This window comes from Paenibacillus sp. FSL R7-0345, from assembly GCF_038595055.1.
Taxonomy (GTDB): domain Bacteria; phylum Bacillota; class Bacilli; order Paenibacillales; family Paenibacillaceae; genus Paenibacillus_AQ.
Map to the genome: position 1 here is coordinate 2988952 of NZ_CP152002.1, position 12818 is coordinate 3001769.

General features: G+C 52.0%; 16 protein-coding genes. 12 read left to right on the plus strand and 4 right to left on the minus strand.

What is annotated here, in order from left to right; genetic code table 11:
• Positions 1 to 184: 184 nt before the first annotated feature.
• The gene (locus NST84_RS12620; RefSeq protein WP_342565902.1) at positions 185 to 661 is read left to right on the plus strand and encodes a hypothetical protein; all 477 of its coding nucleotides are present in this window, start codon (positions 185 to 187) and stop codon (positions 659 to 661) included.
• A complete protein-coding gene (locus tag NST84_RS12625) occupies positions 645 to 1199 on the plus strand; it encodes a macro domain-containing protein (RefSeq protein ID WP_342565903.1) in 555 nt (184 codons plus the stop codon). The genes NST84_RS12620 and NST84_RS12625 overlap by 17 nt, the downstream gene beginning before the upstream one ends.
• A gap of 7 nt (positions 1200 to 1206) precedes the next feature.
• On the opposite strand, the gene NST84_RS12630 is transcribed toward NST84_RS12625, so the two are convergent.
• Complete coding sequence (locus tag NST84_RS12630; RefSeq protein ID WP_342565904.1) at positions 1207 to 1404, minus strand: hypothetical protein; 198 nt, start codon at positions 1402 to 1404, stop codon at positions 1207 to 1209.
• A 73-nt stretch (positions 1405 to 1477) separates the two neighbouring features.
• Here NST84_RS12630 and rpiA point away from each other — a divergent pair, with 73 nt between their 5' ends.
• The 3 genes from rpiA to NST84_RS12645 all read left to right on the plus strand — a co-directional run bounded on the left by rpiA (position 1478) and on the right by NST84_RS12645 (position 3093).
• Entirely contained in the window at positions 1478 to 2164 is a 687-nt protein-coding gene (rpiA, locus tag NST84_RS12635; RefSeq protein ID WP_342565905.1) for a ribose-5-phosphate isomerase RpiA, read from the plus strand.
• A 70-nt stretch (positions 2165 to 2234) separates the two neighbouring features.
• Entirely contained in the window at positions 2235 to 2639 is a 405-nt protein-coding gene (locus tag NST84_RS12640) for a VanZ family protein (RefSeq protein WP_342565906.1), read from the plus strand.
• Positions 2640 to 2652: 13 nt separating this feature from the next.
• Positions 2653 to 3093: a GNAT family N-acetyltransferase gene (locus tag NST84_RS12645; RefSeq protein ID WP_342565907.1), complete on the plus strand. Its 441-nt coding sequence runs from the start codon at positions 2653 to 2655 to the stop codon at positions 3091 to 3093.
• 235 nt (positions 3094 to 3328) lie between these two features.
• On the opposite strand, the gene NST84_RS12650 is transcribed toward NST84_RS12645, so the two are convergent.
• Positions 3329 to 4000 carry a tetratricopeptide repeat protein gene (locus NST84_RS12650; protein WP_342565908.1) on the minus strand — a complete coding sequence of 224 codons (672 nt, stop codon included), beginning with the start codon at positions 3998 to 4000 and terminating at the stop codon, positions 3329 to 3331.
• A gap of 126 nt (positions 4001 to 4126) precedes the next feature.
• Between NST84_RS12650 and NST84_RS12655 the strand changes: the two genes are divergently transcribed.
• Both NST84_RS12655 and NST84_RS12660 read left to right on the plus strand, forming a co-directional pair.
• Positions 4127 to 5125 (plus strand): aldo/keto reductase, encoded by a 999-nt coding sequence (locus tag NST84_RS12655; protein WP_342565909.1) that lies wholly within the window; start codon positions 4127 to 4129, stop codon positions 5123 to 5125.
• 170 nt (positions 5126 to 5295) lie between these two features.
• On the plus strand, positions 5296 to 5454 hold the full coding sequence (locus NST84_RS12660; RefSeq protein WP_342565910.1) for a hypothetical protein: 159 nt from the start codon (positions 5296 to 5298) through the stop codon (positions 5452 to 5454).
• A gap of 104 nt (positions 5455 to 5558) precedes the next feature.
• On the opposite strand, the gene NST84_RS12665 is transcribed toward NST84_RS12660, so the two are convergent.
• Complete coding sequence (locus NST84_RS12665; protein WP_342565911.1) at positions 5559 to 5864, minus strand: HNH endonuclease signature motif containing protein; 306 nt, start codon at positions 5862 to 5864, stop codon at positions 5559 to 5561.
• Between the two features lie 3 nt (positions 5865 to 5867).
• The gene (locus NST84_RS12670) at positions 5868 to 6080 is read right to left on the minus strand and encodes a hypothetical protein (RefSeq protein ID WP_068727415.1); all 213 of its coding nucleotides are present in this window, start codon (positions 6078 to 6080) and stop codon (positions 5868 to 5870) included.
• Positions 6081 to 6279: 199 nt separating this feature from the next.
• Here NST84_RS12670 and NST84_RS12675 point away from each other — a divergent pair, with 199 nt between their 5' ends.
• The 5 genes from NST84_RS12675 (at position 6280) to NST84_RS12695 (ending at position 12809) form a co-directional block, all read left to right on the plus strand.
• Positions 6280 to 7638 carry an extracellular solute-binding protein gene (locus NST84_RS12675; RefSeq protein WP_342565912.1) on the plus strand — a complete coding sequence of 453 codons (1359 nt, stop codon included), beginning with the start codon at positions 6280 to 6282 and terminating at the stop codon, positions 7636 to 7638.
• 118 nt (positions 7639 to 7756) lie between these two features.
• Positions 7757 to 8710 (plus strand): sugar ABC transporter permease, encoded by a 954-nt coding sequence (locus tag NST84_RS12680; RefSeq protein ID WP_342565913.1) that lies wholly within the window; start codon positions 7757 to 7759, stop codon positions 8708 to 8710.
• A complete protein-coding gene (locus NST84_RS12685) occupies positions 8707 to 9570 on the plus strand; it encodes a carbohydrate ABC transporter permease (protein WP_342565914.1) in 864 nt (287 codons plus the stop codon). The genes NST84_RS12680 and NST84_RS12685 overlap by 4 nt, the downstream gene beginning before the upstream one ends.
• A gap of 132 nt (positions 9571 to 9702) precedes the next feature.
• The gene (locus tag NST84_RS12690) at positions 9703 to 11427 is read left to right on the plus strand and encodes a sensor histidine kinase (RefSeq protein WP_342565915.1); all 1725 of its coding nucleotides are present in this window, start codon (positions 9703 to 9705) and stop codon (positions 11425 to 11427) included.
• A 35-nt stretch (positions 11428 to 11462) separates the two neighbouring features.
• Positions 11463 to 12809: an extracellular solute-binding protein gene (locus NST84_RS12695; protein WP_342565916.1), complete on the plus strand. Its 1347-nt coding sequence runs from the start codon at positions 11463 to 11465 to the stop codon at positions 12807 to 12809.
• The last annotated feature ends 9 nt before the right edge of the window (positions 12810 to 12818 follow it).

The following is a 12818-nucleotide window of genomic DNA, read 5'->3' on the forward strand; positions in this document are numbered from 1 at the left end:
GACAAACAGCATGTACAAACCCATTATGAATCATGCTTCCGGAAGTTTCAACTGTTAATATGAATATTTCAAAGTAACTTTTAAGAAACCCGCCATAATTCGTCTTTACACCCCTAAGGACCATTTCCCGCATGATCTTCCCGTGATAATATAGTAACGGTGTATAAAAGAACGCGAATGGCAGGTGAGCATGATGATTTCGGCAATTGCCGGTGCCGCTCTTTTCCTGCTGCTTGCTGCCGGACTGATTGCCTATCAGAACAGCAGGCTGATCAGGCAGCAGGAGGCTGAGAGCGCAGCGGCTCCGACCGGTCTGTTCATGTATTCCGTATTTTTTGAGCAGTTTGGTGAGGATGAGGAAAGACCGGAGGCCGTCCCTTTATTTCAATATACTGTGCTCTCCGCACCGGAGGAACAGCTCCACAAGGGAGAGACCGGGACTACCTATGCCCTGTGCCGTGTACCGGCCGGAACCGGAGAAATGACGCTGGAGGATGCCCGGCAATGGATGCTGACGCGGATCCGCGGCGCATCGATTCAGGGTGTGCTGGCTGAACATCTATCGTTTCCCGGCAAAGCGGCCCGCAAAGGTGAAAAAGAGCTGATTACGAATCTGGAAGCTACGGTGAAGGAGGAAGCCGGATATGGAAGTCCGCATTGATCATGTGATTATTTCGGTGAGTTCAGGAGATATCACCGCCTGGAAGGGCGATCTAATCGTAAACGCCTCCAATTCGGGCTTGTACGGCGGCGGCGGTGTCGACGGGGCGCTTCACCGTGCCGGCGGGCCGCAGATTGCCGCTGAGTGTGCGGCGATCCGCCAGAAGCAGGGCGGTGTCATGCCGGGGGAAGCGGCCCTTACCTCCGCAGGCAGACTGCCTAACCTGGGGATTATACATACTGTCGGACCGATCTGGAAGGGCGGAGGTGCAGGAGAGACGGCAACGCTGGCCAGATGTTATATCAGCAGTCTTGATCTGGCCTGTGCACGCGGAGCGCGCAGCATAGCTTTTCCCAACATCAGTACGGGCATCTATAACTTTCCCAGACAGCTGGCCTGCGAGACTGCTCTCTCCGCAGTTGTAAACTATGTGCGGGGCGCTGAACCGGACAAGCTGCCGCTGAATAACATCACGTTTATCTGCTTTGAACAGGAGAACGCCCGGTTATATGGGGAAACGCTTAAAACCTATATTTAAAGCGGCATCAGGCGTGGTATTTGCCGACCGGCGCGTCGAGCACCCATTCCAGCATCAAGATCATATCGTCAAGCCTGCTGAGCTGGGTATCCAAGCTTGCCCGCTGGGGGCTGTCCTGCGGAAGCGGAGCCAGCCGGCTCATAAGTGATCTGCGCTGGAGCGTCAGCTCATTCATTTTGGATTGGATCTGATTTGCGGTTCTCATCGTGAATCCTCCCGGAAGTGATATTATATTGATATTTACAGACCATTATAACGGATAACATGGAGGTATTAAAATGAGTGTCAATGTTAAGCAGCTGGCTGCGGAAAAAGCCGTGGAATATGTACAGGACGGGATGAAGGTGGGTCTGGGAACAGGCTCTACCGCTTACTGGGCGATCCGGAAGCTGGGGGAGCGGGTCCGGGAAGGTCTCAATATTACGGCTGTGGCTACTTCACAGGCTTCCGAGGACCAGGCACGTGAGCTGGGCATTCCGCTGGTTGCCTTCGGAGATATTGACAGCCTGGACCTTACCATTGACGGGGCGGATGAATTGGACGGCAGGCTTCAGCTGATCAAAGGCGGCGGCGGCGCCCTGCTGCGTGAGAAAATCGTAGCGATGGGCAGCACGCGGATGATCGTTGTTGCCGACGAGAGCAAAGCGGTGGATACACTGGGCAAATTTCCGCTGCCCGTGGAGATTGTTCCGTTCGCCTGGGAATGGACGGTAGCCAAGCTGGAGAAGCTTGGCTGCAAGCCGGAGCTGCGCCACAGCGGGGAAGAACTCTACCGGACAGATAACGGGAATTACATCGCGGACTGCCATTTTGGAGCAATCGCTTCGGCTCCAGAGCTGGCTGGGCAGCTGCAGGGGATTTCAGGCGTGGTTGATCACGGACTGTTCATCGGCATTGCCAGCATGGCCATTATCGGCAAGCAGGACGGCAGCATTGAGATTATTGATGGTGAGACCCATAACTAAAGGGCCGAACAGGGGACGTGCCGGCAGGCGTCCCTCACGCAGGGCGGAGCTCCGTCCGGGATGGCGTTTTTTGGCGGGGGTACTGTTGTTTTTTTATAGCGCTGCTGTGTTATACTGGATGTTTCTCGGATTTGGCCGGACTGTGCGCACAGAAGGGGCAATGCAATATAATCTGGAGCCGCTGCATACAGTGAAGCTGTATTTCGATCTGGACAACGGAGTGTCTTTTAAGGGCAGACTGATTAATCTGTCTGGGAATATTATTGTTTTTATACCCTTCGGTATATTGATCCCGCTGGTACAGGCCAGATTCCGGCGAGTATTTACGCTTACGCTGTGGGCAGTTCCCTCCATCCTTCTGCTCGAAACCCTGCAGATGCTGCTGCGGGTGGGCAGCTTTGATGTTGACGATCTGCTGCTGAACCTGATTGGTGTGTGGACTGGCTTAATTATTCTTTACAAATTCAAATGGTAACGGAGGAAGTGTTATGTTTACAGACCTGAAGCCGCGTATCGGAACACCCGAAGTGGATGAGCTGCTGGCTTATGCGGTTATAGATGAACCTGATGCCCTGTGGCGCGCTTCAGCCGAATATAGTAAGCTGCCTGCCTTGCAGCTATACGGCTGGGAAGAGGAAGGAGTGCTGCTCGGACTTACAGGCTTTGAGGTAACTGAGGATGGTTCGCTGGAGATCCGCCACATCGCCGTATTGCCGGAGAACAGGGGCAAGGGCTATGCCCGGGGAATGATCCTGGAGCTGCTGGCTGAGCGCCAGCCGCGGTATGTGCTCGCGGAAACCGAGGACGAAATTGCCGCAGACTTTTACCGGGCCCTGGGCTTTATGGTGTACAGTCTTGGTGAGAATCCTGCGGGAATTGAAATGTTCCGCTGTGTGTATGAGGTTGAAGAAACAGAGGAAGACGAGTAGCTTGCAAGCTGCCGAAATCTGGGAGGAGCTATCCGGTGTGAATGACCGGATAGCTTTATTTGCTGTGAGGATTAAAGCGATTTACTTTATAAGCTGTGTAACCTATAGTTTACAGTGAAAAGGTAGCAGTGGAGAAAGGGAGCAGCAGCTGGTTAACGGACAAAAAAACCTCTGTGCATCACTGGCAGCCCAGTTCAGCCGAGAGGTTCTTTGGTAGAATATGTACATATGCAGTCTAGCGCATCTTCGCAAAATAGCTGCGCAGCGCCCAGCCGCGTTCCTGACGTTTTTTGTATTTCGGGAGTGAGCGGTAAATCGCTACGGATTCTTCAAAAGCACGTCTGGCCTCATCATTCCGGCCCAGAGCCTTATACATGGACCCGGCCAGATAATAAGCTTCGCTGGAGGAGGTTTGAATTTCCTGGAACTGGCTTACATAATGAAGTGCCTTATCCTGGTCAATTCCCCGGAACATTTCAGCCAGGCGGAGAAAAGGCTGGCCGTATTGTGTCCGCCGGTTGATCTCAAGCCCCTGCAGCATCTGGGCTTCGCCTTCCGGCAGCATTCCCAGCTTCAGGTTCGCATATCCAAGCTCGACCCAATATTCAGCTGACTGCTCATAACGGTCAGCGATTTGCAGCAGCAGCTCTTTTGCATCGCTGTAACGCTTGCGTTCAATCAGCAGGCGGGCCAGCTCGAATTTGGAGGAGACGTCATTGGGGTTGAGGGTGATGGTCGTCCGCAATCTGGACATTTGCCGTCCCCGGCGGAAAGGCTTGGCAATGCTGGGCATGATGCCGACATACCGGCGGTCCAGAAAATACAGGACCAGTAATAATACAATCAAGGCCAGTAAGGGATTACCTAAAAATTGTGCAAGAAACAAAAAGCCCAGGATTTTAAACATGAGGTCCCCCCGATAAAGTTGTAACTCCGGTCAGCGTTCACTTAGCATCTAACACGCAGAGCAGGGTAATTATACCATATTATTCAGTATTATTAACTCCAAAATTTTTGGGAAGAAGGATGAGTTATGAGCACTGTAACAGCACTAACTCCACTACGTCCGCTGGGACGGTCAGAGCTGTCCGTTTCACCGCTGGGTCTGGGCTGCTGGCAGTTCAGCCGGGGCAGCGGAATCGTCGGCAAGTACTGGAGCAATCTTACGGATGCCGATATTCTCGATATTGTCCGGGTAAGTCTGGAAGGCGGCATGAACTGGGTCGATACGGCTGAAATATACGGGGGAGGCAAATCAGAGCAGGCGCTGGCAGCAGCATTGGATCAGCTGAAGCTTGAGGGCAGTGCTTATGCAGAGCCGCTGATTGCAACCAAATGGTGGCCGCTGCTGCGGACGGCAGGCTCTCTGCCTGCAACCATTGATGAACGCATCCGCTGCCTGGGCGGACGGCAGATTGACTTGTATCAGATTCACCAGCCGTTCTCATTATCTTCCATTACCAGTGAGATGAAGGCTATGGCCGGGCTGGTTAAAGCCGGGAAAATCCGCTATGCCGGAGTGAGTAATTATTCAGCAGGCCAGATGGTCAAAGCGCACCGGCTGCTGCAGGAACACGGGCTGAAGCTGGTGTCCAATCAGGTCAAATATAATCTGCTTCACCGGAATATTGACCGGAACGGGACAATGGCTGCCGCGAAGGAGCTGGGCATCTCCATTATTGCCTATTCGCCGCTGCAGCAGGGCGTTCTGACCGGGCGGTTCCATAACGATCCCGCACAGATCAGCAAGCTGTCCATGATCAGAAAGATACAGTCCGGACTGGATGAGAAAGGTCTTGCCCGCAGCAGGCCGCTGATCGATCTTTTAGCGGCATTGGCCGGGAAGTACGGGGTAACCCACGGTCAGGTTGCGCTGAACTGGCTGATTCACTTCCACGGGGAGACCGTTGTCGCGATTCCCGGAGCGTCCAAAGTCCGGCATGCCAAGGAAAATATCGGAGCAATGGGCTTCCGGCTGGAGACACACGAGCTGGAGCAGCTGGATGACGCCTCATGGGCAGCATTGAAATAGCTTTACCGGATAGCTTTAGGCCTAAATCAGGGCCTGAAGCTATTTTTTTTTATGATTATGCAAAAAATATGCAGACAAAAGGGTTTAGGAATGGAAGCAGATGGTTAAATAAGGAATAAGTCATTCGCATCCGTGCAAGGGTGTAGATTTCGGGAGGAGGCTGAACCATTATGAATATGGCAGTACATAATCTTATGTCTTACAATCATCAATATTTTAGACCTCAACCGGTCACCGAGCACAAGCAATCCAGAGCCGAAGAGAAAACACAGAGCTTTCAAGACATACTTAATGAAAAGTTGAACAGCGGAAATATGATGAAGCGGTAGCCTGAAGATTACTCAAGCCCATTTCGCAGCTTAATTGCTGCAACAGAATATAAGCCGGACACCTGCCCTGAGTGCAGTGTCCGGCTTCTTTGTGTTATCCGTAGTCAGCGCTTTCCGCGGACATGCTGTGACTTGCGCAGCCTGGGCTCTGATCCCGGGGCCTGCTTGGCGATCCATTTCAGATAAGCAGCAATCTGCGGATCGCGCTGTAGGGCTGTTATCGTAGTAAGTCCAAGCGTCACCAGATCATCATTAGTATAGATGGCGTGAATCTGCCGGTGGCAGGCTTTGCACAGCAGTGCAGTCGGCTGGAGGGCGCCTCCTTTTTCCCGCGGGACCAGATGGTGGACGGTTGTTGCCAGGGGAGAACGGCCGCACAATTCACAGGTGCCGGAGGGCTGTCCTTTCATGATCTAGCCCCGGACTTCGAAAAACTGGCAGGTGCGGCGCGAATAATAGGTTAAGTCGCTGACCCGCGACTGGATAATGACATCGGAATCGGTAAAGCGGACAACCGTTGCACCTGAATTCACCAGATGGTCATCCTCAAAGACCCGTACCGGCAGCTTGCGGTCAATGGCTTCCTGCAGGTCGCTGTCGGTATATAGCGGGCGGTTGATAGGCATTAGAACATTCTCCTTTTTAACTGTGAATATGAACTTGAAATACAACCAGTATAACTGTGGAGGAGTGATAAATCCAATCCGGGCTGCCCGGAATCGTAAGTATTTCAACCCTAAATCGGAAGTTTGCCTCCTCTGCAAAAGGTTTCTCGTAAGGTACACTAAGTCTTGTAAGAGAAACCTTTGAGAGGGGTACAGAGGAATGAAAACAGGAAAGAATCTGGCGCTGGCACTTGCGTCCGTCATGCTCGTAGGATCACTGGCAGCATGCGGGGGCAACAACGCAGAGAACAATGCGAACAAAGATAATACGGGTAACAACGCAAAAGGTACAAATGCTCCGGCTACAGAAGCAGCAACTGCAGAGCCTGCTGAAAAAGTGGAGCTGTCCTTCTGGACACTCGGTAACGTCAACTATGAAGAGCTGGCGAACGAGTATACGAAGGAGCATCCGAACGTTACGATCAAAATCCAAAATACCGGTGACCAGACTGCGCATCACAACAATCTGACTACCGCTTTATCCGCAGGCTCCGGCGCACCTGATATTTTCCAACTTGAAATCGGTTTCATGGAGCGTTTCATCAGTGCCCAGGATAAATTCTACAACCTGAACGACCTTGGCGCGAAGGACATTCAGGCTAACTATCTGGACTGGAAATGGAAGCAGGCTTCCTCGATCGACGGCAGCTTCCAGCTTGGACTTCCGACCGATATCGGGCCAACTGTTGTTTACTACCGCACGGATCTGGCTGAAGCAGCCGGACTGCCTAGCGATCCTGAAGGCTTCAGCGCAGCAATTGATACCTGGGATAAATTTGCTGCTGTAGCGAAGGCCTACAAAGACAAGACCGGCAAATATTTCTCCGACTTGACTGATCTGACTTATAACGCGCTGCGCGACCAGTCTGCAGATGAAATCTACTTCAGCAAGGCTGACGGTAAATTCATCGGCGACACCAATCCGCAGGTCAAGAAAGCTTACGATTTCACAGTAAAAGGCATCCAGGAAGGCTGGATCAGCAACTACCTGCTGTGGTCGCCTGAATGGGGCCAAGGCATGAGCGACGGCTCGTTCGCCGTAGTCATGGGACCTGCCTGGATGGCCGGTAATATCAAGAGCAATGCGCCGGACTCGGCCGGCAAATGGAAAATTGCCCAGCTGCCTGAAGGCGCCGGTAACTGGGGCGGATCGTTCATCACCCTGCCGAAGGAAGGCAAACACCCGAAAGAAGCTTATGATTTCATCCAGTGGATGGTTAACAAGGACAATCAGCTGGAGTCGTTCAAGACCAAAGGCCTGATGCCTTCGATCCCTGCACTGTATGAAGATCCTGCATTCGTAGACTTCAAGGATGATTTCTTCGGCGGACAGCAGACGGCTGTGGAATTTGGTAAAGCGGCTAACCGCGTTAAACCAGTATATTACGGACCGCTGCATGACCAGACGGATACCTTCTTCAAGAATGCGCTCAAGAACGTAATCGAGAAGAAAGCGGACCCTGCAAAAGAGTGGGATGATGCTGTAAAACAGGCGAAGACTCTGGCAGAACGCAGCTAGGCTCTAAATCGTCAAGTGTGATATAAACCGGACATCCGGATTCCTGAGAGAGCAGGCAGCTCCCGGGAATCCGGATTCTTCGGGAAAAGAGTTTTCTTAATTATCCTGGAGGTGTGACATGGCTGAACCCGTAATTACGAGTCCGCATGCCGAGAGCAAACGCCCTTTTTTAACTGAACAAAGACGGAGCCGGATTACGGCCTATACCTTTATCTCACCGTTCTTTATTCTGTTCTCGATATTCGGACTATACCCGATCTTTTTTACCTTCTATTTATCCTTCTTCAAATGGGATGCACTCAATCCGATGAAGTTCGTCGGCTTCAAAAACTATGATCTGGTTACCAGTGACCCGACCTTCTGGATTTCGTTCAGCAACACGCTCATTATGGGCCTGATGGGTACCGTACCGCAGGTAATGCTGGCGCTGCTGCTGGCTGTGCTGCTGCACTCGGGAATGACCAAATTTAAAAAGACGTTCCGTATTCTTTATTTCATGCCGAATATTACGTCCATCGTGGCCGTTACGCTTGTATTCAGCACCCTGTTCGGCAATAACGGGATGATCAACTGGATGCTGAACGGTCTTGGGCTTGATAGTGTTGCCTTTAACTCCGGCTGGTGGGGTGTCAAAATTGCCATTTCCACGATGGTAATGTGGCGCTGGACGGGCTACAACGCCATTATCTTCCTGTCCGGTCTGCAGAGTATTCCGATGGACCTGTATGAATCCGCCCGCATTGACGGTGCCAACCGCAGACAGCAGCTGTTTTCGATTACACTCCCGCTGCTTAAGCCGTTCATTATTTTTGTATCCCTGCAGTCGACGATCGGCGCCCTGCAGCTGTTCACAGAGCCTTATGTATTCCTCGGCCAGGCAGGAACCGGTTCTACACGCCAGGAAGGGATTACTATGGTTACTTATCTGTACAGTGAAGCGTTCCGTAACGGCTTCTTCGGTACAGCGGCGGCAACAGCGGTTATGCTGTTCCTCGTCACTATTCTCTTCTCCATCCTTAACATGCTGATTTCCAGAGGCACAGGCGGAGACACTGGAGGCAAAAAAGCATGAGTACACTGCGAATGTTTAGAAAAAAACCGGATGATCTCGGATTCCTCGGCAAGCTGGGCTTTTATTTCCTGCTGATTCTCGGGGCGCTGGTCTCTGTATTCCCGTTCTATTGGATGTTTGTGGTCGGCACTAACGATAAAGGGGCCGTATTCCATGTACCGCCGCTTTTGACTGTCGGAGACCAGTTCTTTATCAACTTTAAGCGTGTACTGGAAAAAGCGGATTTCTTCCAGGCGCTCGGCAACTCACTGTTCGTATCCTCGATGGTAACGGTCTCGGTCGTGTTCTTCTGTACACTGGCCGGTTACGCTTTTGCCAAATATGAATTCCCGTTCAAAAACGCGCTGTTTGTGTTCGTTATCGCCACCCTGATCGTTCCGCAGCAGCTGGGCGTATTGCCGACCTATGTCATCATGGCCAAACTGCACTGGATCGACAGCTACAAGGCTCTGATTGTACCAGCGATGGTCAATGCCTTCGGGATTTTCTGGATGAGACAGTATATTACCTCGGCGGTGCCGACCGAGCTGATTGAAGCGGGACGTATTGATGGCGGCGGCCATTTCCGGATTTTCTGGAATATCGCCGTTCCTGTAATTACACCTGCGATGGCCACGCTGGGAATCCTCAATTTCATGACCGTATGGAATGACTTCTTCTGGCCGCTCGTCGTGCTGAAGAACAAGGAGCACTACACCATTCAGATTGCACTGCAGCAGCTCTTTACTACCCGCGACGGTCTTGACTACGGCATGATCATGTCTGCGACCTTTACGGCGACACTGCCGCTGCTGATTGTATTCCTGCTGTTCAGCCGCTGGGTTATCGCCGGTCTGACCTCCGGGGCAATCAAGAGCTAGAACAAAAAGGAAACTGGAGTATACGTGAAGAATAATAGAGGAGGCAGAAGCGGCGGAGCCGTCCTTGTACGCAGGGGCGGCATTATTTCCGCTTGAGTCCGGCTGAAGACAGCAGGGGGAAGGTAAACGGCAATGAAGCTAAGACGCAAAATTCTGTTCGCTATTATACTTCTCGTTTTCATTCCCGTTATTGTAATGGGAATCGTTACGTATGTTAACTTTTCAAAAACCATGGAGAAGAAATCGAGCAGCTTTTACTGGATCTCGTTACTTGAGACCGACCGCAAATTAAAATTCGCACTGAGCGAAATATCATCCATCACTAATTCGGCCATCACGCAGCCTGCCATTCAGCAGTCGCTGAAGCAGCCGAATTTTGTGCTGACTTACGACCGCAAGCAGGAGATCAACAACCTGCTGATCAATCATCCGATGATCACCTCCTTCAGTCTCTACGGGAAGGACCGGCTGCTGTACCAGTACAATGCGCCGATGTCTTTTGCCGATATGCGGAAGCAGGTATGGTATGGCGCAATGGAAGGCGCTGAAGGCAGGCCGGTCTGGTCAGGTCCGGGGGAAAACGGCTCGGAGGCTGCGGGCAAGCCGGTGCTGGTGCAGGCCAGAGTCATTAAGGATTATTACTCCCTTGAGGATATCGGCTATCTGGTTGTGTACGTCAAGCCGGATCTGCTGGACCAGATCTTCTGGGAGGCGGCGACGCTGAAGAAAGGCGACATTCTGCTGGTAAACAAGCAGGGCAATATCGTCTTTAACAAATCCGGGGAGCATATCGGGCAGCGGACGGAGTTTCCTTTTCTGCAGGCAGATTATACCCAAAGCCAGGACTATTACATCGACAATTACCAGGGAGAGAAGTCGCTGATTACTTTCCTGCCTTCACATAATGCAGACTGGTATCTCGCAGCAATCACCCCGATGAATCTGATCTCCTCGGAGTCCGATTCGATCCGCAATCTGGCGATTATTCTGGGAACGGTTTCACTGCTGTCTGCGTTTTTATTCGACCGCTATTTCGTCAGGCGGCTGGTACGCAGCATCAACAGTGCGGTCAACGGGATGAAGCGGGTTAAACAGGGGATCTTTATGCCGATTACTACACCGCTGCGTTCGGATGATGAGAGCGACCTGCTGATCGACGGCTTTAACCGGATGAGCTCGCAGATCAGTGAGCTGATCCAGCAGGTGCAGACCGAGCAGGGGCGCAAGAAGGAAGCGGAAATGCAGGCGCTGATGGCACAGATCAATCCGCATTTTATCTACAACTCTCTGGAATCGATCAACTCGATGGCTGTGCTGGCCGGCAACCGTGATATCAGTAGAATGGTCGTATCCCTCGGCAAGCTGCTGCGGATCAGCATCAGCCAGAACCAGGAGCTGATTCCGCTGCAGATGGAGCTGGAGCATGTGCGGCATTATCTGGATATCCAGAAATTCCGGTTCGAGGATAAATTCAGCTATAAGATTGACATGCCGGCTGATCTCAGGCAGGTGATGACCCAGAAGCTGATTGTCCAGCCGATTGTCGAGAATGCGCTCTATCATGCCATCGAACAGATGGAGGAGCATGGCGAGATCACGATCAGCGCACAGCAAAACGGCAAAGATATCATCATTATTGTAAAGGATAACGGACCGGGCTTTGATCTTTCTACAATGATGAGCCTGTGGAACACGGAACACAGCAATCCCAAAAAATATGCGGACAGCGGAGTCGGCCTGCGGAATGTACATGAGCGCCTGAACATCCGCTTTGGCCATCCTTACGGCATTATGGTCTGTTCCTCCCCGGGATTCGGCTCAACAATCTGTATCCGGATTCCGACCATACAGCCATGAAGTACTTTATCGGAACGAAAGCGGGGAGAAATGCTGTGAGATGGTTGACCAAATGGGGCTGGATTCTGCTGTATATTGCACTGATGGCCGGAGCCGTACTGTTTATTTCTTTTGGCAATAAAGAGCCGATTGAAGATAACTCTCCTGAGAAAATAACGCTGACCTTCCGCCATTTCTGGCTGAAGGAGCACGACCGGCCGCTGCTGGCGATCTTTGAGGAGGTCGTCCGGGAATATCAGCAGGACCACCCGAACGTTAAAGTAAACTTTGAGGGACTGGATCAGACGATTCACCGTGAGCAGAAGTTAAAAAGTGAAATGGTCACCGGGACCCCGCCCGATATGTTTGTACTGTTCGGAGGCGCTGAGATTGAGCCTTACGTCAGATCTAACCGTCTGATGGATCTGACCGGTTTTGTACAGGAAAACGGGCTGAACCATCAATTCAGTGACCTGCATCTGTGGACCTTTGACCAGCATATTTACGGGCTGCCGATCGAAGGGAACGCGGAGCCGCTGTATTACAATAAGACGCTGTTCAAGAAGCTGGGCATCAAGCCGCCGGAAACGGTCAGTGAGCTGGATAAGGCCATCCTTCAGCTGAAGGCTGCGGGGATAACCCCGTTTGCGCTTGGTAATGAGGACCGCTGGCCGGCCGGGATTTTTGCCCATTATCTGATGGACCGTTATGCCGGACCGGAGCTGATCCAGAAGCTGGTTGCCGGGAAAGACGGCGCGGCTTTTGTGAATAAGGAATATCTGGAGGCGTTCAGCCATCTGGAGCGATGGATCGGCGAAGGGGCATTCAGTGCAGATTCTAATGATACGTCACCGGAAAATGCGGTCCGTATGTTCAGCGGCGGAGAAGCCGGGATGTATTTGAACGGCAACTGGGATATTAACCTGTTCACAGGCGAGACAGCTCCGGAGGGCTTCGAAAATGAAGTCGGAGTCCTCCCGTTCCCGTCGTTAATTAAAGGGGCAGAGCCCTCCATCGCCGGAGGCTATACGATCGGCATCGGCCTATCGTCCAGTCTGACAGGGGCGAAGCGCGAGGCGGCGCTGGAGCTGATGAAAGCCTTCTATACAAAGGAGATTCAGACACGGATTGTGTATGAGGGATTAAGAATCCCCTCCATGCGGATTGCCTTTGATCCGGAGAAGACCGGTCCGGTATTCGCGCAGGTGATGGAGATTATGGATAAGGACCGCCAGAGCTTCGTGCCTTATGACAATCTGCTGTCGCCGGAAGTGAAAAAAACCTTTCTCAGTGTCATCGAAGACATGATAGACGGCGGGTTGGCGGCGCAGGATGCCCTGCAGCAGCTGCAGTCCGCGTCGGAGCAGTACTGGAATCTTATACAAAGCTCGGCTGTACAATAAATCTGGGAG

Bases quoted from the DNA above. Each gene is read 5' to 3' on its own strand.
- NST84_RS12625 (WP_342565903.1), top strand. From the start codon at position 645: ATGGAAGTCCGCATTGATCATGTGATTATTTCGGTGAGTTCAGGAGAT.
- NST84_RS12630 (WP_342565904.1), bottom strand. From the start codon at position 1,404: ATGAGAACCGCAAATCAGATCCAATCCAAAATGAATGAGCTGACGCTC.
- rpiA (WP_342565905.1), top strand. From the start codon at position 1,478: ATGAGTGTCAATGTTAAGCAGCTGGCTGCGGAAAAAGCCGTGGAATAT.
- NST84_RS12645 (WP_342565907.1), top strand. From the start codon at position 2,653: ATGTTTACAGACCTGAAGCCGCGTATCGGAACACCCGAAGTGGATGAG.
- NST84_RS12650 (WP_342565908.1), bottom strand. From the start codon at position 4,000: ATGTTTAAAATCCTGGGCTTTTTGTTTCTTGCACAATTTTTAGGTAAT.
- NST84_RS12655 (WP_342565909.1), top strand. From the start codon at position 4,127: ATGAGCACTGTAACAGCACTAACTCCACTACGTCCGCTGGGACGGTCA.
- NST84_RS12660 (WP_342565910.1), top strand. From the start codon at position 5,296: ATGAATATGGCAGTACATAATCTTATGTCTTACAATCATCAATATTTT.
- NST84_RS12665 (WP_342565911.1), bottom strand. From the start codon at position 5,864: ATGAAAGGACAGCCCTCCGGCACCTGTGAATTGTGCGGCCGTTCTCCC.
- NST84_RS12670 (WP_068727415.1), bottom strand. From the start codon at position 6,080: ATGCCTATCAACCGCCCGCTATATACCGACAGCGACCTGCAGGAAGCC.
- NST84_RS12675 (WP_342565912.1), top strand. From the start codon at position 6,280: ATGAAAACAGGAAAGAATCTGGCGCTGGCACTTGCGTCCGTCATGCTC.
- NST84_RS12680 (WP_342565913.1), top strand. From the start codon at position 7,757: ATGGCTGAACCCGTAATTACGAGTCCGCATGCCGAGAGCAAACGCCCT.
- NST84_RS12685 (WP_342565914.1), top strand. From the start codon at position 8,707: ATGAGTACACTGCGAATGTTTAGAAAAAAACCGGATGATCTCGGATTC.
- NST84_RS12690 (WP_342565915.1), top strand. From the start codon at position 9,703: ATGAAGCTAAGACGCAAAATTCTGTTCGCTATTATACTTCTCGTTTTC.